At 71.9% G+C, this 21,186-nt stretch carries 17 protein-coding genes and 1 tRNA gene; 11 read left to right on the top strand and 7 right to left on the bottom strand.

Annotated features, from left to right (window positions below; all coding sequences use genetic code 11):
* Positions 1-15 precede the first annotated feature (15 nt).
* The 4 genes from PS467_RS17690 (at position 16) to PS467_RS17675 (ending at position 4,878) form a co-directional block, all read left to right on the top strand.
* Positions 16-597, top strand: coding sequence for a DUF501 domain-containing protein (locus PS467_RS17690; protein ID WP_311036105.1), 582 nt, complete (start codon positions 16-18; stop codon positions 595-597).
* On the top strand, positions 594-1,553 hold the full coding sequence (locus PS467_RS17685) for a Ppx/GppA phosphatase family protein (protein ID WP_311036104.1): 960 nt from the start codon (positions 594-596) through the stop codon (positions 1,551-1,553). Before PS467_RS17690 ends, PS467_RS17685 begins: the two co-directional genes overlap by 4 nt.
* Positions 1,554-1,948: 395 nt before the next feature.
* The gene (locus PS467_RS17680; RefSeq protein ID WP_268972529.1) at positions 1,949-3,325 is read left to right on the top strand and encodes an NAD(P)/FAD-dependent oxidoreductase; all 1,377 of its coding nucleotides are present in this window, start codon (positions 1,949-1,951) and stop codon (positions 3,323-3,325) included.
* 221 nt (positions 3,326-3,546) lie between these two features.
* Complete coding sequence (locus tag PS467_RS17675) at positions 3,547-4,878, top strand: class I SAM-dependent methyltransferase (protein ID WP_311036103.1); 1,332 nt, start codon at positions 3,547-3,549, stop codon at positions 4,876-4,878.
* Between the two features lie 65 nt (positions 4,879-4,943).
* Here PS467_RS17675 and PS467_RS17670 read toward each other — a convergent pair whose 3' ends face one another.
* Together PS467_RS17670 and PS467_RS17665 are read right to left on the bottom strand one after the other, a co-directional pair.
* Positions 4,944-7,487 carry an ABC transporter permease gene (locus PS467_RS17670; protein WP_311036102.1) on the bottom strand — a complete coding sequence of 848 codons (2,544 nt, stop codon included), beginning with the start codon at positions 7,485-7,487 and terminating at the stop codon, positions 4,944-4,946.
* Between the two features lie 70 nt (positions 7,488-7,557).
* A complete protein-coding gene (locus PS467_RS17665; protein ID WP_311036101.1) occupies positions 7,558-8,391 on the bottom strand; it encodes an ABC transporter ATP-binding protein in 834 nt (277 codons plus the stop codon).
* Positions 8,392-8,745: 354 nt separating this feature from the next.
* Between PS467_RS17665 and PS467_RS17660 the strand changes: the two genes are divergently transcribed.
* Both PS467_RS17660 and PS467_RS17655 read left to right on the top strand, forming a co-directional pair.
* Positions 8,746-8,827 (top strand) — tRNA-Leu (locus PS467_RS17660).
* A 185-nt stretch (positions 8,828-9,012) separates the two neighbouring features.
* Positions 9,013-9,903, top strand: coding sequence for a Bax inhibitor-1/YccA family protein (locus tag PS467_RS17655; RefSeq protein ID WP_268972525.1), 891 nt, complete (start codon positions 9,013-9,015; stop codon positions 9,901-9,903).
* 153 nt (positions 9,904-10,056) lie between these two features.
* On the opposite strand, the gene PS467_RS17650 is transcribed toward PS467_RS17655, so the two are convergent.
* The gene (locus PS467_RS17650) at positions 10,057-10,287 is read right to left on the bottom strand and encodes a DUF4287 domain-containing protein (protein ID WP_268972524.1); all 231 of its coding nucleotides are present in this window, start codon (positions 10,285-10,287) and stop codon (positions 10,057-10,059) included.
* Positions 10,288-10,405: 118 nt separating this feature from the next.
* On the opposite strand from PS467_RS17650, the gene PS467_RS17645 reads away from it, so the two are divergent.
* Positions 10,406-10,747, top strand: a complete 342-nt coding sequence (locus PS467_RS17645; RefSeq protein WP_268972523.1) for a hypothetical protein — start codon at positions 10,406-10,408, stop codon at positions 10,745-10,747.
* Between the two features lie 97 nt (positions 10,748-10,844).
* Here the strand turns inward: PS467_RS17645 and PS467_RS17640 are convergent, their stop codons facing one another.
* The gene (locus PS467_RS17640; protein ID WP_311036100.1) at positions 10,845-11,762 is read right to left on the bottom strand and encodes a hypothetical protein; all 918 of its coding nucleotides are present in this window, start codon (positions 11,760-11,762) and stop codon (positions 10,845-10,847) included.
* A 198-nt stretch (positions 11,763-11,960) separates the two neighbouring features.
* Positions 11,961-13,181: an acetyl-CoA C-acetyltransferase gene (locus tag PS467_RS17635; protein ID WP_311036099.1), complete on the bottom strand. Its 1,221-nt coding sequence runs from the start codon at positions 13,179-13,181 to the stop codon at positions 11,961-11,963.
* A 456-nt stretch (positions 13,182-13,637) separates the two neighbouring features.
* Here PS467_RS17635 and PS467_RS17630 point away from each other — a divergent pair, with 456 nt between their 5' ends.
* Positions 13,638-13,997 carry a hypothetical protein gene (locus tag PS467_RS17630; protein ID WP_311036098.1) on the top strand — a complete coding sequence of 120 codons (360 nt, stop codon included), beginning with the start codon at positions 13,638-13,640 and terminating at the stop codon, positions 13,995-13,997.
* 967 nt (positions 13,998-14,964) lie between these two features.
* Here PS467_RS17630 and PS467_RS17625 read toward each other — a convergent pair.
* Positions 14,965-15,996: an SGNH/GDSL hydrolase family protein gene (locus PS467_RS17625; protein WP_268972519.1), complete on the bottom strand. Its 1,032-nt coding sequence runs from the start codon at positions 15,994-15,996 to the stop codon at positions 14,965-14,967.
* A gap of 195 nt (positions 15,997-16,191) precedes the next feature.
* Between PS467_RS17625 and PS467_RS17620 the strand changes: the two genes are divergently transcribed.
* Complete coding sequence (locus tag PS467_RS17620) at positions 16,192-17,577, top strand: cystathionine beta-synthase (RefSeq protein WP_268972518.1); 1,386 nt, start codon at positions 16,192-16,194, stop codon at positions 17,575-17,577.
* 365 nt (positions 17,578-17,942) lie between these two features.
* Here PS467_RS17620 and PS467_RS17615 read toward each other — a convergent pair whose 3' ends face one another.
* Positions 17,943-18,419 carry a hypothetical protein gene (locus tag PS467_RS17615; RefSeq protein ID WP_311036097.1) on the bottom strand — a complete coding sequence of 159 codons (477 nt, stop codon included), beginning with the start codon at positions 18,417-18,419 and terminating at the stop codon, positions 17,943-17,945.
* A gap of 104 nt (positions 18,420-18,523) precedes the next feature.
* Between PS467_RS17615 and PS467_RS17610 the strand changes: the two genes are divergently transcribed.
* Together PS467_RS17610 and PS467_RS17605 are read left to right on the top strand one after the other, a co-directional pair.
* Entirely contained in the window at positions 18,524-19,903 is a 1,380-nt protein-coding gene (locus tag PS467_RS17610) for an acyl-CoA synthetase (RefSeq protein ID WP_311036096.1), read from the top strand.
* A 240-nt stretch (positions 19,904-20,143) separates the two neighbouring features.
* Positions 20,144-21,157 (top strand): MurR/RpiR family transcriptional regulator, encoded by a 1,014-nt coding sequence (locus PS467_RS17605; RefSeq protein ID WP_311036095.1) that lies wholly within the window; start codon positions 20,144-20,146, stop codon positions 21,155-21,157.
* The last annotated feature ends 29 nt before the right edge of the window (positions 21,158-21,186 follow it).

Below are 21,186 nucleotides of genomic sequence, written 5' to 3'. Positions count from 1 at the left end.
AGAACTTTCCCACTCATGGATACGCCCCCGCCCCAGACGGAGCCCACCGCGCCCACCGGCGCGGACGTCCGCGCCGTACGGGAGCAGCTGAACCGTGTGCCCCGGGGCCTGCGTGCGATCGCGCACCGCTGCCCCTGCGGCCATCCGGACGTCGTGGAGACCGCCCCGCGGCTCGAGGACGGTACGCCCTTCCCGACCCTCTACTACCTGACCTGTCCGCGCGCCGCGTCCGCGATCGGCACGCTGGAGGCCGGGGGCGTGATGAAGGAGATGACCGCCCGGCTGGCCACCGATCCGGAGCTCGCCGCCGCCTACCGCGCCGCCCACGAGGACTACATCGCGCGCCGCGACGCCATCGAGGTGCTCCAGGGCTTCCCCAGCGCGGGCGGGATGCCGGACCGGGTGAAATGCCTGCACGTCCTGGTCGCCCACGCCCTCGCGGCCGGTCCCGGCGTCAATCCGCTCGGGGACGAGGCCCTCGCGATGCTGCCGGAGTGGTGGCGCAAGGGCCCGTGCGTCGCCCCGTGCGGTACGGATCAGCACGGGGACGAGCACCGGGACGAGACCGGCGAGACCGGCGAGGAGAAGAGCGCATGACCCGCGTCGCCGCCGTGGACTGCGGCACCAACTCGATCCGGCTGCTGGTGGCCGACGCCGATCCGGCCACCGGGGAGCTGAACCAGCTCGACCGCCGGATGAAGATCGTCCGGCTGGGGCAGGGCGTGGACCGCACCGGACGGCTCGCCCCCGAGGCCCTGGAGCGCACCTTCGCCGCCTGCCGCGAGTACGCGTCGGTCATCCGTGACCTGGGCGCCGAGCGCGTCCGCTTCGTCGCCACCTCCGCCTCCCGCGACGCCGAGAACCGCGAGGAGTTCGTCCGCGGGGTGGTGGCGATCCTGGGCGTCGAGCCCGAGGTGATCACCGGGGACCAGGAGGCGGAGTTCTCCTTCACCGGGGCCACCAAGGAGCTCATGGGGCATGATCATGTGGCGGGGCCGTATCTGGTGGTGGACATCGGCGGCGGCTCGACGGAGTTCGTCGAGGGCGGCGAGGGGGTGCGGGCGGCGCGCAGTGTGGACATCGGCTGCGTCCGGCTGACCGAGCGTCACCTGGTGGTGGACGGCCGGATCACCGACCCCCCGACGGAGGCTCAGATCGGCGCGATACGGCGCGATGTGGCGGAGGCGCTGGACCTCGCCGAGCGGACCGTGCCGCTCAGCCGGGTCTGCCGTCCCGCGGACGGCCACGCTCTGGTCGGACTGGCCGGTTCGGTCACCACCGTGGCCGGGATCGCGCTGGGCCTGAAGGAGTACGACTCCGCCGCGATCCATCACTCCCGGATCACCGTCGACCAGGTCCGCGAGATCACCGAAAGGCTGCTCGGCTCCACCCACGCCGAGCGGTCGGGGATTCCGGTGATGCACCCGGGGCGGGTCGATGTGATCGGCGCGGGGGCGCTCATCCTGCTTTCGATCATGGAACGGACCGGCGCCCAGGAGGTCGTGGTCAGCGAACATGACATCCTCGACGGCATCGCCTGGAGCATCGCCTGAGCGGGCCAGATAACGTATGAGCGGCTGCGGAACCCCCTTCGAGGGCCTTCCGCGAGCCGCCTCGAAGAAAGTTCGTGAAACTCTTCACATGAAAAAGACGCCTGGTAGCCGCCAGATGCGGCCGGCCGGGGCGGTTTCCGCGGCCAGGCCCGGCCGCTGACCGGATCGTGAGCTGCCCGGGTGGCGTCGCGCGACCCCGCGCGGACCCCGTGGTCTACTCCCGCGTTCAACGGCAAGCCCTGATCAGGGGGGCTATCAACGTCGTGATCCGCTCGGTGGTTCCCCTCCGCTGGTATGGCGTCCGTCACGAGGGCGGCGGAGTGTAGCAGATGCCTTCAGCATGCTTGTGAAGGGGCTCACGAGGTGCCCCCCAGGGGGTGCTGGATACTCGAAACATGAGCACCACGGAGCGTCCCAGGATCCTCGTTGTAGGCGGTGGGTACGTAGGCCTGTACGCGGCGCGCCGCATCCTCAAGAAGATGCGGTACGGCGAGGCGACCGTCACGGTCGTCGACCCCCGCTCGTACATGACGTACCAGCCCTTCCTCCCCGAAGCTGCGGCCGGCAGCATCTCCCCGCGCCACGTCGTGGTTCCGCTGCGGCGCGTGCTCCCCAAGGCGGAGGTCCTCACCGGCCGCGTGTCGACCATCGACCAGGACCGCAAGGTCGCCGTCATCCAGCCGCTCGTCGGCGAGACGTACGAGCTGCCCTTCGACTACCTGGTCGTCGCGCTCGGCGCGGTCTCCCGCACCTTCCCGATCCCCGGTCTCGCGGAGAACGGCATCGGTATGAAGGGCATAGAGGAGGCCATCGGCCTGCGCAACCACGTCCTCGAGCAGCTCGACAAGGCCGACTCCACCACGGACGAGGAGATCCGCCGCAAGGCGCTCACCTTCGTCTTCGTCGGCGGTGGCTTCGCCGGCGCGGAGACCATCGGCGAGGTCGAGGACATGGCCCGCGACGCGGCCAAGTACTACCCGAACGTGAAGCGCGAGGACATGCGCTTCATCCTCGTCGACGCCGCCGACAAGATCCTCCCCGAGGTCGGCCCGAAGCTCGGCCAGTGGGGTCTGGAGCACCTCAAGAAGCGCGGTGTCGAGGTCTACCTCCAGACCTCCATGGACTCCTGCGTCGACGGCCACGTCGTCCTCAAGAACGGACTCGAGGTCGACTCCAACACCATCGTGTGGACCGCCGGCGTCAAGCCCAACCCGGCGCTGGCCCGGTTCGGCCTCCCGCTCGGCCCGCGCGGCCACGTGGACACCGCCCCGACCCTCCAGGTCCAGGGCAGCGACTACATCTGGGCCGCCGGTGACAACGCCCAGGTCCCGGACCTCGCCGTCGGCGAGGGCGCCTGGTGCCCGCCGAACGCCCAGCACGCGCTGCGTCAGGCCAAGGTCCTCGGTGACAACGTCGTCTCCGGTATGCGGGGCTTCCCGCAGAAGGAGTACAAGCACGCCAACAAGGGCGCCGTCGCGGGCCTGGGCCTGCACAAGGGCGTCGCGATGATCGTCTTCGGCAAGATGAAGATCAAGCTGAAGGGCCGCCTCGCCTGGTACATGCACCGTGGCTACCACGGCATGGCCATGCCGACCTTCAACCGCAAGATCCGGGTGCTCGCCGACTGGACGCTGGGGATGTTCCTCAAGCGCGAGGTCGTCTCGCTCGGCGCCATCGAGAACCCCCGCGAGGAGTTCTACGAGGCCGCCTCCCCGGTCAGCGCCGCCGCCGCTGCCAAGCCGGCCCCGGCCGAGAAGGCCAAGGCGTCCTGACCTCAAAGGGCCGGACCAGCACGAGGGGGGCCGGCCCAGCACGACCGACGCCGAGGGCGTCCGCCATCCGTGGGGCGGACGCCCTTGCGCATGCCCTCCGCCGATCCGGCTTTTTGACGCTGTTTTGCCGTATCCAAACGTGTCGGCGGGACTGTACGGCGGGTTCCATGGTGTTTACGTGGTGAGTGAATCTTCTTGACTCGCCATCACGGAGGTGCGACATGGCCGACGCCGCTGGGCGGATCGTCACCCTGGCCGAGGAGGTGCTGGGAGCCCCCCTCCCCATCCGCATCCGGGCCTGGGACCACAGCGAGACCGGTCCGCCCGGCGCTCCCACCCTGGTGGTCCGGCGGCGCCGGGCGCTGCGCCGGCTGCTGTGGCGGCCGGGCGAGCTGGGCCTGGCCCGCGCCTGGGTCGCCGGAGACATCGATGTCGAGGGCGATCTGTACGACGCCCTGGACCGGCTGGCCGGATTGATCTGGGAGCGCGACCCCGCCGCCCAGCCGCGGTCCCGGCTCCGCACCGCTCTCCAGGCGCTGCGCGACCCCGCGCTGCGCGCCGCCGCCCGGGAGCTGCTCGCGCTCGCCGGGCCGGGGCTGCCCCCGCCGCCGCCCCGCGAGGAGGCCCGGACCTCCCACGGCCCGCTGCACACCCTGCGCCGCGACAAAAAGGCCATCAGCCACCACTACGACGTCGGCAACGACTTCTACGAGCTGGTGCTCGGCCCGTCGATGGTCTACTCCTGCGCCTACTGGGACAGCGCCGACGGCACGCTCGAGGAGGCCCAGCGGGCCAAGCTCGACCTGGTCTGCCGCAAGCTCGCCCTGCGGCCCGGCCAGCGGCTGCTGGACGTGGGGTGCGGCTGGGGCTCGATGGTGCTGCACGCGGCGCGCGAGTACGGGGTGAGCGCCGTCGGCGTCACGCTCTCCGAGGAGCAGGCGGCGTACGCCCGTAAGCGCGTCGCGGACGCCGGGCTCACCGGCCAGGTGGAGATCCGGGTCCAGGACTACCGCGAGGTCCCGGACGGCCCCTACGACGCCATCTCCTCGATCGGCATGGCCGAGCACGTGGGCGCCGTGCGCTACGCGGAGTACACCGCGATCCTGCACCGGCTGCTCAGGCCCGGCGGGCGGCTGCTGAACCACCAGATCGCCCGGCGCCCCCAGCCGGACGAAGAGGCGTACCAGGTGGACGAGTTCATCGACCGCTACGTCTTCCCCGACGGTGAACTCGCGCCGGTCGGCCGGACCGTCACCCAGCTGGAGGAGGCGGGCTTCGAGGTGCGCGACGTGGAGGCCATCCGCGAGCACTACGCGCTCACGCTGCGCGGCTGGGTCGCCAACCTGGAGCGGTCCTGGGCGCGGGCCGTGCGGCTGACCTCCCCGGGGCGGGCCCGGGTCTGGCGGCTCTACATGGCCGCCTCCGCCCTCTCCTTCGAACGCAACCGGATCGGAGTCAACCAGATCCTCGCCGTCCGCACCCCCGAGAGCGGCGCCTCGGGGCTTCCGCTGCGCACCCGCGACTGGCGCGGCCGAGCGGCTGAGAGCGGCTGAAACGCGGACGTCCCCGCCCGCCCCGGAGAGGGGCGGACGGGGACGCTCCCCGGTCCGGCTCGCCGCTACTCGGCCTTGATGGCGGCCAGCATGTTGAGCTTGGCGGCCCGCCGGGCCGGCCACAGCGCCGCGATCACGCCCACGAAGGCGGCCATCACCAGGAACAGGCCCATCCGGCCCCACGGCAGCACCAGCTCATAGGTCGGCAGGGCGTTGGAGACCAGCTCACCGACCGCCCAGCCGAAGAAGACGCCGAGGCCGAGGCCGAGCACACCGCCGAAGAGCGAGATGACCAGCGACTCCAGCCGCACCATCCGCTTGACGCCGCGCCGGTCCAGGCCGATCGCCCGCAGCATGCCGATCTCCTGGGACCGCTCGAAGACCGACATCGCCAGGGTGTTGATGACGCCGAGCACCGCGACGATCACGGCCATGGCGAGCAGCCCGTAGAGCATGTTCAGCATCAGGGTGAAGACCTGGGCGATCCCGTCGGAGATGTCCTTCTTGTCCTGCACCTTGATCGCCGGGTTGTCGCCGAGACTCTTCTCCAGCAGGTCCTTGTTGGCCTGCGTCGCGCCGCCCTTGGTCCGCAGCATCACCTGGAAGTCGGCGACGGTGGACATGTGCGGGGTGACCGTGGCGTAGTCGACCATGACACCGCGGATCATCTGGTTGCCCTCGTACACACCGCCCACGGTCAGCCGGCCGGCGCTGCCGTCCTCGTAGGTGACCGGGACGGTGGAGCCGAGCTTCCAGTGGTGCCTGTCGGCGGTCTTGCTGTCGATGACGACCTTGGTGCCACCGAGCGCGGAGAACGAGCCCTCGGTGAAGTCCACGTTGACCAGGTCCTTGATGGCCTTGGGGTCGACACCGGTCAGGGAGTCGGAGTCGCCGCCGACCCGGGCCGCAGAGGCGCGCAGCGGGCTGATCGCGGTGACCTCGGGCAGCTTGCCCAGGTTCCTGGCCACCTCGGGCGACAGCGGCCGCGAGCCGTCGGCGCCGCCCATGCTGACGACGAAGTCGGACTTCAGGCCGTCGGCGGCCATCTTGTTGATGCCCTGCTGGAGGCTGCCCGCGATCACCGTCATGCCGGTGATCAGGGTGAGGCCGACCATCAGCGCGGAGGCGGTGGCGGCGGTACGGCGCGGGTTGCGCACCGCGTTCTGCCGGGCGAGCTTGCCGGACATCCCGAACAGCCGCAGCACCGGGGCCGAGGCCGCGATCAGCGGCCGGGACAGCAGCGGGGTGAGGACGAAGACGCCGATCACCAGGACGACCGCGCCGAAGCCCATCGGGCCCTTGCCGTCGCCGCCCATGCCCGCACCGGCCAGTACCAGCGCGGCACCGCCCGCGGCGAGGATCGCGCCGATGGTGTTGCGGACCACCAGACCGCGGGTGGTCGGCGTGGCGTGCACACTGTTCATCGCGGCGATCGGCGGGATCTTGGCGGCGCGGCGGCCCGGCAGCCAGGCGGAGAGCACGGTCACCACGACGCCCACGAGCAACGAGACCAGCACGGTGGTCGGCTGGACGACCAGCGGGCCGTCCGGGACGACGGCCCCGGTGGAGTTGAGCAGCGAGCGCAGCCCGGCGCCGATGCCGATACCGGCGGCCAGGCCCACCACGGCCGCGACGGCGCCCACGACGGTGGCCTCGATCAGCACCGAGCGGGTCACCTGACGGCGGGTCGCGCCCACCGCGCGCAGCAGGGCGAGCTCCTTGGTGCGCTGGGCGACCAGCATGGAGAAGGTGTTGGCGATGATGAAGATGCCGACGAACAGCGCGATCCCGGCGAACACCAGCAGCGCGGTCTGCATGTTGCTCATCTGCTGCTTGATCGCCTCGGCCTGGTCATCGGCGAGCTTCTGACCGGTGGCGGACTTGGCCTGCGCGGGCAGGATCTTGTCGACCGCGGACTTCAGCTCGGCCTGCGAGGTCCCCGCGGCGGCCTTCACGTCGATCTCGTCGTACTGTCCGGGCTTGGCGAACAGCTTCTGGGCGGTGGCGGTGTCGAACAGCGCCAGGGTGCCGCCGGCCGTCACATTGCCGTCGTCGGTGGTGAAGACGCCGACGATCTTCTCGGTGCGCACCGGGCCGTCGACCGACACCCGGATGGAGTCCCCGGCCTTGTAGTGGCCGCGCTCGGCGGACTTGGAGTCGAGCGCGACCTCGCCCGCGTTCTGGGGGGCGCGGCCCTCGGTCAGCGTGTACCGGGAGTCCTTGCCGTCGGCTCCCGGGTAGTAGTTGCCGCCGAGGTTGGAGAAGCCGTTGCCGAGCAGGTCGCCGTCCTTGTCGGACAGGGCGGCGTAGCCGGTCACCACACCGTGGACACCGGCGGCGCCGGGCACCTTGGCCGCCTTGTCGAGCACCTGCTGGCTCAGCCGGGGCGGTTCGCCGGGGTTGGCCGAGTCGTCCTGGTCCCCGTCGGGGGTGATGGCGACGTCGACGCCCTCGAACCCCTTCTCGGAGCTCTTCTGATAGGCGTCGGAGATGGTGTTGGTGAAAACCAGGGTGCCGGAGACGAAGGCCACGCCGAGCATGACGGCGAGCACGGTCATCAGCAGCCGGGCCTTGTGCGCGAGCACGTTGCGCAAGGCGGTACGGAGCATGGGGTGTCAGTCCTGAAGGGTGGGGAGGGGCGGTGCGAGGCGGCGTGCGGCGGCGGGCGCGCGCCCCGCGTCAGCTCGTGCGGCCCTTGGCGTCAAAGCGCTTCATGCGGTCCAGGACCGAGTCGGCGGTGGGGTTGCGCAGCTCGTCCACGATCCGGCCGTCGGCGAGGAAGACCACCCGGTCGGAGTAGGAGGCGGCGACCGGGTCGTGGGTCACCATCACGATCGTCTGGCCCATTTCGCGCACCGAGTTGCGGAGGAAGCCCAGGACCTCCGCGCCGGAGCGGGAGTCCAGGTTGCCGGTCGGCTCGTCGGCGAAGATGATCTCCGGCTGGCCGGCCAGGGCGCGGGCCACGGCGACGCGCTGCTGCTGACCACCCGACAGCTGGCTGGGGCGGTGCTTGAGCCGCCCGGCCAGACCGACCGTGGCCACGACCTGGTCCAGCCACGCCTGGTCGGCCTTACGGCCCGCGATGTCCATCGGAAGGGTGATGTTCTCCAGCGCGTTCAGCGTCGGCAGCAGGTTGAACGCCTGGAAGATGAAGCCGATCTTGTCGCGGCGCAGCTGGGTGAGCTTCTTGTCCTTGAGCGTGGTGAGTTCGACGTCGCCGATCCGGGCCGAGCCGCTGGAGACCGTGTCGAGGCCCGCCATGCAGTGCATCAGCGTCGACTTGCCGGAGCCGGAGGGGCCCATGATCGCGGTGAACTCGGCCTGGTGGAACTCGACGGAGACGGAGTCCAGGGCGTTCACCTGGGTCTCGCCCGCGCCGTAGACCTTGCAGAGGTCCGTGGCGCGGGCGGCCGCCGCGGTGGCGCGGAGGGCGGTGTCAACGCCGTAGGGGGTCGTGGTCACGGTGGATGGCTCCTGTCGTGCTCTACGGGAGTGGGCGGGGCGACACTCCATGGTTCCGGTTGGGAGGGGCGGGGGGATCACCCCGTGCTCCGGTTCTGCGGGGGGCCTCGCGATGTAGGCGGCGGAGACGGAGTCCTCCTTGAGTAGGAGACGAACCCCCGGACGGGACGACGAGATTGCGTCAATCCGCAGTTAATGGGGGTTCAGGGCATATCGGCAGGTCCAATGGCCGCCGGCGTCGCCGGGTACCCCGCCCCGATGCTGATGCACCCTCAGTTGCCAATAAAATAAGACAACCTCGGTCTGCGGATTCACTGTGCGGGGGCATGTCCCCGGATAGGCTCGTGCTGCTCTCTTCCAGGGGAGGGCCGTATGCGCTCCGTACGGCTCAGGGGGACCCGCTGGGCCCGGATGGTGGAATGCAGACACGGCGAGCTTAAACCTCGCTGCCCTCGCGGGCGTACCGGTTCAAGTCCGGTTCCGGGCACCTCCAGATCCCGTGGGCGCACTCAGCGTGTGGGAATGGTCGCCCACTGTGCGTACGCGGGGCCCGCAGGGGCCTCGCGCGGCACCCCGCTGCGTGAAAAGATCCTCCTTGGGCACTAGGGTGCTTTCTTTGCTTACCCATTACTCTTGAGTCAAGGTCGCGCCCGGCGGCCATGGAGGAGTGAGATGAGGAGCAGCAACCCGGTCTTCTCGCGACGGGGGTTCAGCCGCAGCGGCGGCTACGCCGGTTTCGGCGCGGCGCCGCAGGCCGGGAGCCCCGTCGCCGGTCAGGGCAATCCGTATGCCGGCGGTAACCCGTACGCGCAGGCGCCCACGAACCCCTATGCGGCGGACGCCCAGCAGAACCTGACCCCCGAGCAGATGCAGCAGATGTACGGCGCGCCGCCGGCGAGCCCGCTGCAGACCGGCCGCATGACGATGGACGACGTCGTCATGCGCACCGGTATGACCCTCGGTACCGTCATCGTCGCCGCCGCGGTCGCCTGGATCGCGCAGCTTCCGGTGGGCGTGGGCTTCGGCGCCGCGCTCGTGGCGATGGTGCTCGGCCTCGTCCAGTCGTTCAAGCGCACGGTCTCACCCGCGCTGATCATCGGTTACGCCCTCTTCGAGGGCCTCTTCCTCGGTGTCATCAGCCAGGTCTACAACGACCGCTGGTCCGGCATCCCGATGCAGGCCGTGCTCGGCACGATGGCCGTGTTCGTCGGTGTGCTGGTCGCGTACAAGACCCGCCTCATCCGGGTGAACGCACGGTTCCAGCGCTTTGTGCTCGCCGCCGCCATCGGCTTCCTGCTGCTGATGACGGTCAACCTGCTGTTCGCCGCCTTCGGTGGCGGTGACGGCCTCGGCTTCCGCAGCGGTGGCCTCGGCATCGTCTTCGGCCTCGTCGGTGTCGTGCTCGGCGCGGCGTTCCTGGCGATGGACTTCAAGCAGGTGGAGGACGGCGTCCGGTACGGCGCTCCGCGCGAGGAGTCCTGGCTGGCCGCCTTCGGTCTGACGCTGTCGCTGGTCTGGATCTACCTGGAGCTGCTCCGGCTGATCTCCATCTTCAGGGACTAGCGCGCGTCAGGCGCGTAGCGCGTGACGCACCCGTAGACGCACCACGTAGAAGGGCCCGCGGAGGCGATGACCTCCGCGGGCCCTTCTTCCTATGCGGCTTGGGCCGTCCTGTTGGGTGGGTCTGTCATACACGCTTCTGCCTCCGGGCAGGGGCTACAGCAGCTTGCGTGCCGCGCGCCTCAAGTCGTGTTCGTGGACGATGGCTTTCGCGTGACCGTAAGCGAGCTGATGCTCACCACGCAGCCAGCTGACCTTCTCCTCGAAGCGGAAGAAAGCGGGGCCCTCGTCGATCGTGCGCAGCCAGTCGGCGACTTCACGGCCTGTGCAGTGGGGGATGCGGGAGAGTAGGTTCCGGTGAGTCTCGTCGGAGAAGATTTGGGACATCGGCGCCTCCGGACGCGTCCATTCCGGTCCCGGGCCCAGGCCCGGGTTTCCTTCAGCTCACCGTGCCTGAGTGTTCGCCCGTTGGCAACAGTCCGTCGGTGGCGCATACGCTCGGGGCGTGGATGATGTGACCCCGCTTCTGACCGCCGTCGACCGGCTCGCCGACCGGCTGCGCGCCCTGCCGCAGTCCCGGCTGCGCGCGGGCGCCGCGGCCGCGGGACTGGCGCTGGCAAGGGAATTGTCGCTGCGCGCACAGCGTCTCGAGGAGCCGGGAACCCCGCCGCGGACCATGCCGGACGCGGGGATGTTCGTGGTCGCCGACCAGGTCGCGGTGGCCGGACATGACTTGGTGCACGCGCTGGAGCGTGCGCCGGGCGGCGCCGGGGGCGGCCGTACGGCGGAGGGAGTCGCCGAGGCGGTCGCGCTCGTGGCGGAGACGGCCGGGCGCTGCGGGGTCTGAGCGCCCGCCGGTCCGGCTCTCAGCGGCCCCCAGCGGTTCTTGGCGGGGCTTGGCCGGGCGCTTCTGCCGAGGGCTCTGCCGAGGGCTCTGTAGGGGCTCACAGCGAGGCGATGACGCGGTCGGCGAGGACGTACACGTTCTCCTCGCCGCAACCGAACGTGAGCGCATACGCACCGGAGACGCCCGAGCCGCCGAGCAGCACCGGGGTGGTGCCCTCGCGCAGCGCGTCCGCCAGCCGCTCCGCCGTCTCCCGGTGGCCCGGGGTCATGCAGATCGTGGTGCCGTCGGCGAACACGTAGACGTCGAGGGTGCCGAGGGGGCCGGGGCGCACATCGGACAGTGGGGTGCGGGCGTCGGCCAGCTCGGTGATCCTGGTCACCGTGCGGTCGTGGTCGGCGACGGGCGACGAGGGGGTGAAGTCGGGGTGGGACGGATGGCGCCGACGGGCCGCCGCGAGCTCGGCCGACTCCATGGGCTCGGTGGCCGGCTCCGCCTCGGCGCCCAGCTCCACCTCGGCCTCGACCTCGGGTGCCTGGTCCCCGGCCGGGTCCAGGGCCTCGGGGCCCAGCGCGTCCAGGCCGAGCAGCGGTTCGAGCCCGGCCAGATCGGCCTGGCGGGGCACGAAGAGCTGCGCGTCCTGTGCGGAGTCCTCGCCGAAACCGCTCGCCCCGCCCAGCAGCGAAGGGGAGTCGGCCGCCCCACCGGCGTCCCTGGCCTCCTGGGCGGCCCAGAACGCCCGCGCCTCGGCCAGCTCGCGCTCCCGCTCCTCGGCGAGCGCCTCGGCCACGGCCGCGCGTATCTCGGCGGCCGGGGTGGCGCGCGGCGCGGGCACCGGCGCACCGTCCTCCTCGCCGCCGCCTCCGCCGGTCCGGGCACCGGCGGCGACGGTGGCCGCGAGCTCGGCGCGCAGCTCGCTGATCTCCCGGCGCACACCGCGCGCGGTGTGCAGGGCGGCCGCCCCTACGGCCGTGGCGGTCACCGCGGCCAGGAGGAGGGCAAGGGTCATGGGGCTCACTGACGTAACTCCCGGTTGGCTGTTGATCCCCCGAATTCCTACCTCAGCTTGACGCTTATCGCCTCTCGACGTCAGTGCATACCATCACGAAATGGGCAGAATTCGGTACCGGGAGGGCCTTTGGTCACCGGTGCTGAGCAGGTCGGAAGGCCCGCCCCCAGGACCTTCGTCACATCCTGGGGGAGATTCGGTCACGGCTCAGCTCAGCCGTTCGATCACCATGGCCATGCCCTGGCCGCCCCCGACGCACATCGTCTCGAGGCCGAACTGCTTGTCGTGGAACTGAAGCGAATTGATCAGCGTGCCGGTGATCCGGGCGCCGGTCATGCCGAAGGGGTGGCCCACGGCGATCGCGCCGCCGTTGACGTTGAGGCGGTCCAGGTCGATGCCCAGATCGCGGTAGGACGGGATGACCTGCGCGGCGAACGCCTCGTTGATCTCCACCAGGTCGATGTCGCCGATCGCCATCCCGGCGCGGGCCAGCGCCTGCTGGGACGCCTCGACCGGTCCGTAGCCCATGATCTCGGGGGAGAGGCCGGAGACGCCGGTCGACACGATCCGGGCCAGCGGGGTCACGCCCAGCTCCCGCGCCTTGGTGTCCGACATGATCACCAGCGCCGCGGCGCCGTCGTTGAGCGGGCAGCAGTTGCCCGCGGTGATCCGGCCGTCGGGGCGGAAGACCGGCTTCAGGCCCCGCACCGCCTCCAGGGTGGTGCCCGCGCGGGGGCCGTCGTCCTTGCTGACGACCGTGCCGTCGGGCGTGGTCACCGGGGTGATCTCACGCTCCCAGAAGCCCTTCTCGATGGCCTGCTCGGCGAGGTTCTGGGACCGCACGCCGAACTCGTCCATCTCCTCGCGGGTGATCCCCTTGAGCCGGGCCAGGTTCTCGGCCGTCTGGCCCATCGCGATGTACGGGTCGGGGAGCAGACCGTCCTCGCGCGGGTCGTGCCAGTCGGTGCCCTCCTGCCCGGCGCGCTCGGCCGTACGGGCCTCGGCCTCCGCGAACAGCGGGTTGTGGGTGTCCGGCAGCCCGTCCGAGGTGCCCTTGTTCGACCGCGAGACCATCTCGACGCCCGCCGAGATGAAGACGTCGCCCTCGCCCGCCTTGATGGCGTGCAGCGCCATCCGCGAGGTCTGGAGGGAGGAGGAGCAGTAGCGGGTGACCGTACAGCCGGGGAGGTGGTCCATCCCCATCTGCACGGCCACGATCCGGCCCAGGTTGTGCCCCTGCTCACCGCCCGGCAGCCCGCAGCCGAGCATGAGGTCGTCGATCTCGCGCGGGTCGAGCTCGGGGACCTTGGCGAGCGCGGCCTGGATGATCTCGGCGGTGAGGTCGTCCGGCCGCAGATCCTTGAGCGATCCCTTGAAGGCACGGCCGATGGGCGAACGGGCGGCAGAGACGATCACTGCTTCGGGCATCACGGCTCCATGGGGGCGGGGTACGGGCTGGACTGTGAGGGAAGTTACCCGCACGTATCGCAGGGGTCACGGGGTGCGGGCTGTGACGCGGGACTCTTTTTTCCAAGCGTACGCTCAGGCGGTCCGGCAGCGCGCTTTCGGGCACCCCCAACCCGGTGCCCCGGCCCGGGGCCCGTCCACATCGTCGCCGGGAGCGGCACCCTCTCGCGCCTTCGGCGCATGTGAGCAGCGGGGCAGGGGCAGGGGCGGGGGCGCGGGCTTCGCCGCCGGCCGCCGGACCGGTGGGGGCAAGGGCCTTTTCCGGACTACGGTGGTCGGCAATCGTGTGGCGGAGCGAGGCCCGCCCGTGAGAGCCTGCGCGCATGCCGAAGCTTTCTTGGAGCGATGCCGCGTAAGCCGCCGGCGGCGGTACGGGCCGCTCTCCGTTTTCACCCGCGCAGGCGTCAGAGTTTCTCGGTGATTGATGGGGTGTCCGCCGCGACGCTGGGGGAAATCCAGCGTCTGGAACGGAGCCGTGGCAGGCCGGGGGAGGTTGCTCGTGATCTCGCCTGGTGGAAGCGGCGGGCAGCCGAGATGTGCCGTCGGCGCTGGCATGGTCTCGGCTCCGGACCGTACTACTACGGCTATTACGGGTGTCCGTGCTGCGACTACGACCCGCCCGAGGGCCGGTGGGGACTGGAGCGGGTGCTCCAGTCCCTCTCGCCCCGGGCCCGCCGCGACTTCGCGGCAGTGGTCAAAGAGGTGGACGTCCGCGTCCTGAACGCGACCTATGGTGGCCAACCCGATGCTCCTGGCTGGTGGGAGCAACGGATCTGACCGGTTCTCGGAAGGGGTGCCGAGGAGGGGACCGGCCCCCCGTGGCCCGCAGTCCGGAGAGGCCTCGGCCACCGAACACGGAAGCCGCCACCGGGCCCACATCCACCGGCCCGGCGCCCGGCAGCGAAGCCCGCGCCCCCCACCTCCTGCCCCGCTGCTCAATTGCGCCGAAGGCGCGAGACGAAAGTCGCACTTGGCCGAGCAGATCGGCTTGCACCGGAGGGGCGCGACAGCCCGCACGCGGCGACGCCATGACCCCTCGGGGGGCGCCCTGCCCCGGCGTCCGGCCCCGCGGCCCCGGCGCCCGGTTCTGGCTCAGGCCCCGGGGGGCCAGCTCCCGGCTTCCGGCTCCGGCTTGGGGGTTCCAGTCCCGGCCCGGGAGCCGTGGGCTCCAGAAGGGGCGGACGGGGGTCGTGGGGCCCGGCGGGGGGAGGGCCGTGGGGTTGCGGGGCCCGGCGGGGGCGGTGGGCCGTTGGGACCCGGTAGGGGACAGCGGTCGGTGGGGGCATGGGGCCCCGTGGGTTGTGGGGCCCGGCCGGGGGTCCGGGCGTCCGGCCCACGTGCCACGGCCCGTGAGGGCACATGCTGGTTGACGACCGGGTCACGTGGAGGAGGCGTGGGCCGGGGCCCGGCGAGGCCGCGCGGCGGGCGGGCGGCGGTTGGTGGGGTTGTGGGGCTCGGCAAGGGGAGGGTGGTGGCCGGTGAGGGTCATGGGCCCGGCCGGGGTAGCGGTCGGCGGGGTTGTGGGGCCCGGCCGGGGGTCCGGGTATCCGGCCCACGTACCACGGCCCGTGGCGGCACACGTTCGGTGACACGCAGAGGAGGCGTGGGTCGGGCCCGGCGAGGTCGCGTGGCGGGCGCGCGGCGGGTGGCCGGCGGTTGGTGGGGGTGGTGGCCGGTGAGGGTTATGGGCCCGGCCGGGGTAGCGGTTGGTGAGGGCGTGGGGCCCGGCGGGGGCCCGTGGGGGTCAGCAGGTGGTGGGGGGTGGGGGTGCGGGGGAGGAGGCGTTGGTGGGGTCGGCCACGGTCGTCGGCTCCTTCGGGGCGAGCCGATGGCGGCGCAGCAGCCGGGCCCAGGTGCCGCGGGCCGCGGTGACCTCGGTGCCGCCTTCGGCGGCCGCCTCGGCCGCCGCCGTGGCGACCGGCAGGATGCCCTCGTCGAGCGTTTCCGGCGCCTCCTCGGGCCACAGGCCCAGTGAGTCGCACAGGGTCGGCAGAACGGCCATCGCGGCCGTGGCGTACCCCTCCGCCGAGGGGTGGTAGTTGTCCGGGCCGAACAGCTCGCGCGGATTGGCCGCGAACTCGGGGCCGAGCAGATCGCCCAGCGAGACCGTGCGCCCGCCCTGCTCGACCACCCCGATCGTCTGCGCGGCGGCCAGCTGTCGGCTCAGCCGCCGCGCGATCCAGCGCAGCGGCTGATAGACGGGCTCGATCGTGCCGAGGTCGGGACAGGTGCCCACCACCACCTCGCAGCCGTACGCGCGCAGCCTGCGCACCGCGTCCGACAGCAGCCGCACCGACGTGGCGGGCGGCATCCGGCGGGTGACGTCATTGGCGCCGATCATGATCACGCAGACGTCGGGGAGCAGCTCGGGGTCCTCCAGCACCAGCGACACCTGGCGCTCCAGATCGCTGGACTGCGCCCCCGGCAGCGCCACGTTCCGCAGGTCCACCGGGCGTTCGGCGACCGCCGCGAGCCCCGAGGCGAGCAGCGCGCCCGGTGTCTGGCTGGGGCGGTGGACGCCCTGTCCGGCGGCCGTGGAGTCGCCGAGAAAGGCCAGCCGCAGTGGTGGCTGGCCGGTTCTGCGGGCGAAGGCGAAGCCATATCGGCCGTCCGCGCGCGGTGGCGGATCCTCGGACCCGCCCACGACCCGCTTCGCATGGGACACCTCGGTGAGCAACAGCACGGCGGTCACCCCGCCCAGCAGCCCGATCCCGCCGCCCCCGTATGCCGCCGCGGCCGCGATCCGCCGCGCCACCCTCGCCCTCGACATCGACATGGGTCCAGCCCACCTCCGTCCGCACGCGCACGCGCTTCTTACTCCTTTGTACGCCTTGCTAACAGCTTGTTGCCCCGTGCAGGCTTCGTCCCAACGCACCGGCCGGAGGCGGGGCGCGCAATAAGCTGACAGCACGGCCCCGCGACGGTGGCCGTCCCGACGCGGAGATCCCGCGGAACCGGACCAGGAGCAGGCGTGCAGTACTACGAATCGATGATTGAGCTGGTCGGCAATACCCCGCTGGTGAAGCTCAACACGGTGACCGAAGGCATCCGGGCGACCGTCCTGGCCAAGGTCGAATACTTCAACCCCGGCGGCTCGGTGAAGGACCGGATCGCGGTCCGGATGATCGAGGCCGCCGAGCGCTCGGGGGAGCTCAAGCCGGGCGGCACCATCGTCGAGCCGACGTCCGGCAACACGGGGGTCGGCCTGGCCATGGTCGCCCAGCGCAAGGGCTACAAGTGCGTCTTCGTCTGCCCGGACAAGGTGTCCACGGACAAGATCAATGTGCTGCGGGCCTACGGTGCCGAGGTCGTGGTCTGCCCCACCGCCGTGGACCCCGAGCACCCCGACTCGTACTACAACGTCTCCGACCGCCTGGTCCGCGAGACGCCGGGTGCCTGGAAGCCCGACCAGTACAGCAACCCCAACAACCCGCTCTCCCACTACGAGACCACCGGCCCCGAGCTGTGGGAGCAGACCGAGGGGAAGATCACCCACTTCGTGGCGGGCGTCGGCACCGGCGGCACGATCTCCGGCACCGGCCGCTATCTGAAGGAGGCCAGCGAGGGCCGGGTCCGGGTCGTCGGCGCCGACCCCGAGGGCTCGGTCTACTCCGGCGGCTCCGGGCGCCCGTACCTGATCGAGGGCGTCGGTGAGGACTTCTGGCCGACCGCGTACGACCAGGCCGTCGCGGACGAGATCGTCGCGGTCTCCGACAAGGACGCCTTCCAGATGACGCGGCGGCTGGCCAAGGAGGAGGGGCTGCTGGTCGGCGGCTCCTGCGGGATGGCGGTCGTGGCGGCGCTGAAGGTCGCCGAGCGGCTCGGCCCGGACGATGTGGTGGTCGTCCTGCTGCCCGACAGCGGCCGCGGCTATCTGTCCAAGATCTTCAACGATGAGTGGATGGCCGACTACGGCTTCCTGGAGGAGGGCGGCCCCTCGGTGCGCGTCGGGGACGTGCTCCAGGGCAAGGAGGGCGGGCTGCCCTCGCTGGTCCATATGCACCCGGACGAGACGGTGGGCCAGGCCATCGACGTGCTGCGGGAGTACGGCGTCTCACAGATGCCGATCGTCAAGCCGGGCGCCGGGCACCCGGACGTGATGGCCGCCGAGGTCATCGGTTCGGTGGTGGAACGCGAGCTGCTGGACGCCCTGTTCGCCCGGCGCGCGGAGCTGACGGACCCGCTGGAGAAGCACATGAGCCCGCCGCTGCCGCACGTCGGCTCCGGTGAGCCGGTCGAGGACCTGATGGCGGTGCTGGGCACGGCGGACGCGGCGATCGTGCTGGTGGAGGGGAAGCCGAAGGGCGTGGTGAGCCGGCAGGACCTGCTCGCCTACCTGGCCAGCGGCACCAAGTGAGGGTGTGTGAGGCGCCCAACCGCCCGTTGAACCGGTAAGGCGGCAATGCCCTGGGACGGGGGTCCGTTCGGGCTTCGGGCAAGTGGTACGTACGTGTCACGCGCCCGCAGCACAGGGTTAACACGGCTCCGGCACATTGGTGGGTGTCGGAAGGACGACACCGACACCCACGAGGCGGCGACAGGACCTCCGGAGCGGCTCCCGGACCTCCAGGTCGCCCGGACGCGGGAGCCCGGCCCTGACCCGGTCCGCGTCCCCGCGGGGACCGCCGTCGTCCCGCCCTCGGTGCCCAGCACCGGGGTGCGGCGGTCCCCGCGTATTTCTCGAGACCCGGTTCTCTTTTTCAGACCCGGTTTCTCCCCCGGCTACCGCTGGGCGGTGTCCCCGGAAGACCCCGGCACCCGCGGCGTCTGCTCCCCGTCCGATGCGCGGCTCCGGCGCAGCCAGGAGAGGGCTCCCGCCGCGTGGACCGCGTTGACGCCGAAGATCCCGGACCAGGTGACCAGCAGACCGGGCAGGCCCGCGTTCACCACGCCGATCGCCGACAGCGGGATCGCCAGCACCAGGGAGACCCCGACGAAGGCGAAGCGCTCGCCGAGGCCCAGGCCATGGGCCTGGTCCGGCTGGGCGCCGGTGGCGTACGGGCGGGCGCCGCGCGCCGTGGCCATCTGCTGTTCGGCGAGCCGGCGGCGGACCTGCCGGTCCGCCGCATCGTCGAAGCGCTGCTCGACCTTCTCCATGAAGGAGTCGACCAGCTCCGACTCGTACTCCGCGCCCAGCTCCTTACGGGTCTGCAGGGCCGCGTCGAGTTCCTTTTTCAGATCCGGGTCACGGGCGTCCATGCTGAATGACGGTACGGTCGCGGGGACGCTTTGTCGGTAGGGCCAGCCCCCGGAAGAAGAGGGGGCGAAGGCGTCCCTGGCCCGCTGTGGAAGGAGTCCGTTCCGTGTCCGCACCTCTCCTCACGTCCCTCGCCGCGCCCGGCGGCGACCGCCCCGACGCGCTGAGTGTCGGCGGCCGCTCCCTCTCGCGCGAGGAGCTGCTGGGCGCCGCGGGCGCGGTGGCGGCCCGTATCGCCGGTGCGCCGGTCGTCGCGGTCCGGGCGACCGCGACCCCGGAGACGGTGGTCGCGGTGGTCGGCGCGTTGCTGGCCGGGGTGCCGGTGGTGCCCGTACCGCCGGACTCCGGCCCGGCCGAGCGGGACCACATACTGCGGGACTCCGGCGCCACCCTGCTGCTCACCGGGGAGGCCGTCGAGGCCCCCGTGGAGACCGTCCCGGTGGATCCGGCCGAGCGGGCGGCGTGGGCCAAGCCGGAGCCGGACCCGGAGTCCACGGCGTTCATCCTCTACACCTCGGGGACCACGGGGGCGCCCAAGGGCGCGCTGATCTCCCGGCGGGCGGTGGCCGCCGATCTGGACGGGCTCGCCGCGGCCTGGGCCTGGACCGCGGAGGACACCCTGGTCCACGGTCTGCCGCTGTTCCATGTGCACGGGCTGGTGCTCGGTGTGCTGGGCCCGCTGCGGGTGGGCAGCCGCCTGGTGCACACCGGCAAGCCGACCCCGGCGGCGTACGCGGCGGCGGGCGGCAGCCTCTACTTCGGCGTGCCCACGGTCTGGAACCGGGTCGTCCAGGACCCGGACTCCGCCCGCGCCCTGGCCTCCGCCCGGCTGCTGGTCTCCGGCAGCGCCCCGCTGCCCGCCCCCGTCTTCCGCGATCTCGAACGGCTCACCGGCCAGCGGCCCATCGAGCGCTACGGCATGACCGAGACCCTCATCACCATCTCCACCCGGGCCGACGGTGAGCGCCGCCCCGGCTATGTCGGCACCCCGCTGGCCGGTATCCGCACCCGGATCGCCGCCGAGGAGGGCGCCGAGATCGGTGAGCTCCAGCTGACCGGCCCGACCCTCTTCGACGGCTATCTGAACCGGCCCGAGGCCACGGCCGGTTCGTACACCGAGGACGGCTGGTTCCGGACGGGCGACATCGCCGCCGTCGACCCGGACGGCTTCCACCGCATCGTGGGCCGCGCCTCCACCGACCTGATCAAGTCCGGGGGCTACCGCATCGGCGCGGGCGAGGTGGAGAACGCCCTGCTGGACCATCCGGCCGTCCGCGAGGCCGCCGTCGTGGGCGCCCCGCACGACGATCTGGGTCAGGAGATCGTCGCGTATGTCGTCGCGGACGGCATCGGAGAACGGGAGCTGATCGACTTCGTCGCCGCCCAGCTCTCCGTCCACAAGCGGCCCCGCAAGGTCCGCTTCCTGGAGGCGCTGCCGCGCAACGCCATGGGCAAGCCGCAGAAGAAGCTGCTGCCCCCGGCCTGAGACCGGCCGGGGCCCGGTCTGAGCTCGGCCTGAGCCCGGCTCGCGGCCGGGCCCCGGCCCAGCCCTCGTGCGCCGCGCTCTCGCCGATCCCGACCGGTGCCGCCTTCGCCCCGGCGCCGGAAGTGCTCGATCCACGGATGCCGGACCGCCCGTTGACAGAGGATGTGGCGGTGGCCGCACGCCTGCTCGACCGGCTGGCGGGAGCATGAGGGATGAGGGTAGGAAGGTCAGGAGGACCGGATGAGTACGGACAACGGGGTGGGCGGTGCGAGGGTGACGCCGAGGGGCGAGGACGTCGCGGCGGCGCCGCCGGGCGCGTCGGCCGACTCGGCCGACTCCGGTGCGGCTGCCGGCTCGGTCGGCTCGGGTGCGGCTGCTGGCTCGGTTGGCTCGGGTGCGCCTGCCGGTTCGGCCGGATCCGGTGCCTCGACCGCCGCCCGGCTTCAGGCGCTCTTCGAGGGTCACCGGCTGACCCCGACCCAGCGGCGGATCGCCCACTGCATGGTGCGGCGGGCGGCGGACGCGCCGTTCCTCTCCAGCGTCGAGCTGGCCGAGCTGGCGGGCGTCAGCCAGCCGTCCGTGACGCGCTTCGCGGTCGCCCTCGGCTTCGACGGCTATCCGGCCCTGCGCAAGCATCTGCGCGAGGTCGCCCCGGCCGGGCCGGAGGCGCACGAGGGGTCGTACAACGAGTACCAGCAGGCCGTCCTGGCCGAGATCGACAATCTGCGCCATCTCGCCGCGCTGCTGGCCGACCCCGCCCCCGTCGTCCGTGCCGGCCGGCTGCTCGCGGGTTCCCGTCCGCTGCCGGTCCTCGGTCTGCGTGCCGCCTCCGCGCAGGCCCGCGGCTTCACGTACTTCGCACGCAAGGTCCATCCGGACGTCCGGCTGCTCGACGAGGGCGGCACGATACTGGCCGACCGCGTCGACGCGGCGAGGCACGCGGGCGCGACGGTGCTGCTGTGCTTCGCGCTGCCGCGCCATCCGCGTGAGGTCGTCGAGGGTCTGGAGTACGCCCGGGAGGCGGGCCTGACCGTGGTCACCGTCGCCGACAGCGCCTTCGCCCCGGTCGCCCGCCACAGTGATCTGCTGCTGCCTGCGGCGGTCGGTACGGGCCTCGCCTTCGACACCGCGTGCGCGCCGATGCTGCTCGGGCGGGTGCTGCTCGAGGCGATGTGCGACGCGCTGCCGGACGCGCAGGCGCGCTTGGAGGAGTTCGACGCGAAGGCCGCGGAGCGGGGCCTGTTCGTGGAGTGAGCCCCTTGGGTACTGCTCGGGGTTCCGGT

The organism is Streptomyces luomodiensis (assembly GCF_031679605.1).
In the GTDB taxonomy this organism is placed as follows: Bacteria; Actinomycetota; Actinomycetes; order Streptomycetales; family Streptomycetaceae; genus Streptomyces; species Streptomyces luomodiensis.
Note: the sequence above shows the minus strand (reverse complement) of the source record. Positions and strands in the feature narration are given on the sequence as shown.

Excerpts from the sequence above, each read along its gene's own strand:
- PS467_RS17690 (WP_311036105.1), top strand. The coding sequence starts at position 16 with ATGGATACGCCCCCGCCCCAGACGGAGCCCACCGCGCCCACCGGCGCG.
- PS467_RS17685 (WP_311036104.1), top strand. The coding sequence starts at position 594 with ATGACCCGCGTCGCCGCCGTGGACTGCGGCACCAACTCGATCCGGCTG.
- PS467_RS17680 (WP_268972529.1), top strand. The coding sequence starts at position 1,949 with ATGAGCACCACGGAGCGTCCCAGGATCCTCGTTGTAGGCGGTGGGTAC.
- PS467_RS17675 (WP_311036103.1), top strand. The coding sequence starts at position 3,547 with ATGGCCGACGCCGCTGGGCGGATCGTCACCCTGGCCGAGGAGGTGCTG.
- PS467_RS17670 (WP_311036102.1), bottom strand. The coding sequence starts at position 7,487 with ATGCTCCGTACCGCCTTGCGCAACGTGCTCGCGCACAAGGCCCGGCTG.
- PS467_RS17665 (WP_311036101.1), bottom strand. The coding sequence starts at position 8,391 with ATGGAGTGTCGCCCCGCCCACTCCCGTAGAGCACGACAGGAGCCATCC.
- PS467_RS17655 (WP_268972525.1), top strand. The coding sequence starts at position 9,013 with ATGAGGAGCAGCAACCCGGTCTTCTCGCGACGGGGGTTCAGCCGCAGC.
- PS467_RS17650 (WP_268972524.1), bottom strand. The coding sequence starts at position 10,287 with ATGTCCCAAATCTTCTCCGACGAGACTCACCGGAACCTACTCTCCCGC.
- PS467_RS17635 (WP_311036099.1), bottom strand. The coding sequence starts at position 13,181 with ATGCCCGAAGCAGTGATCGTCTCTGCCGCCCGTTCGCCCATCGGCCGT.
- PS467_RS17625 (WP_268972519.1), bottom strand. The coding sequence starts at position 15,996 with ATGTCGATGTCGAGGGCGAGGGTGGCGCGGCGGATCGCGGCCGCGGCG.
- PS467_RS17615 (WP_311036097.1), bottom strand. The coding sequence starts at position 18,419 with ATGGACGCCCGTGACCCGGATCTGAAAAAGGAACTCGACGCGGCCCTG.
- PS467_RS17605 (WP_311036095.1), top strand. The coding sequence starts at position 20,144 with ATGAGTACGGACAACGGGGTGGGCGGTGCGAGGGTGACGCCGAGGGGC.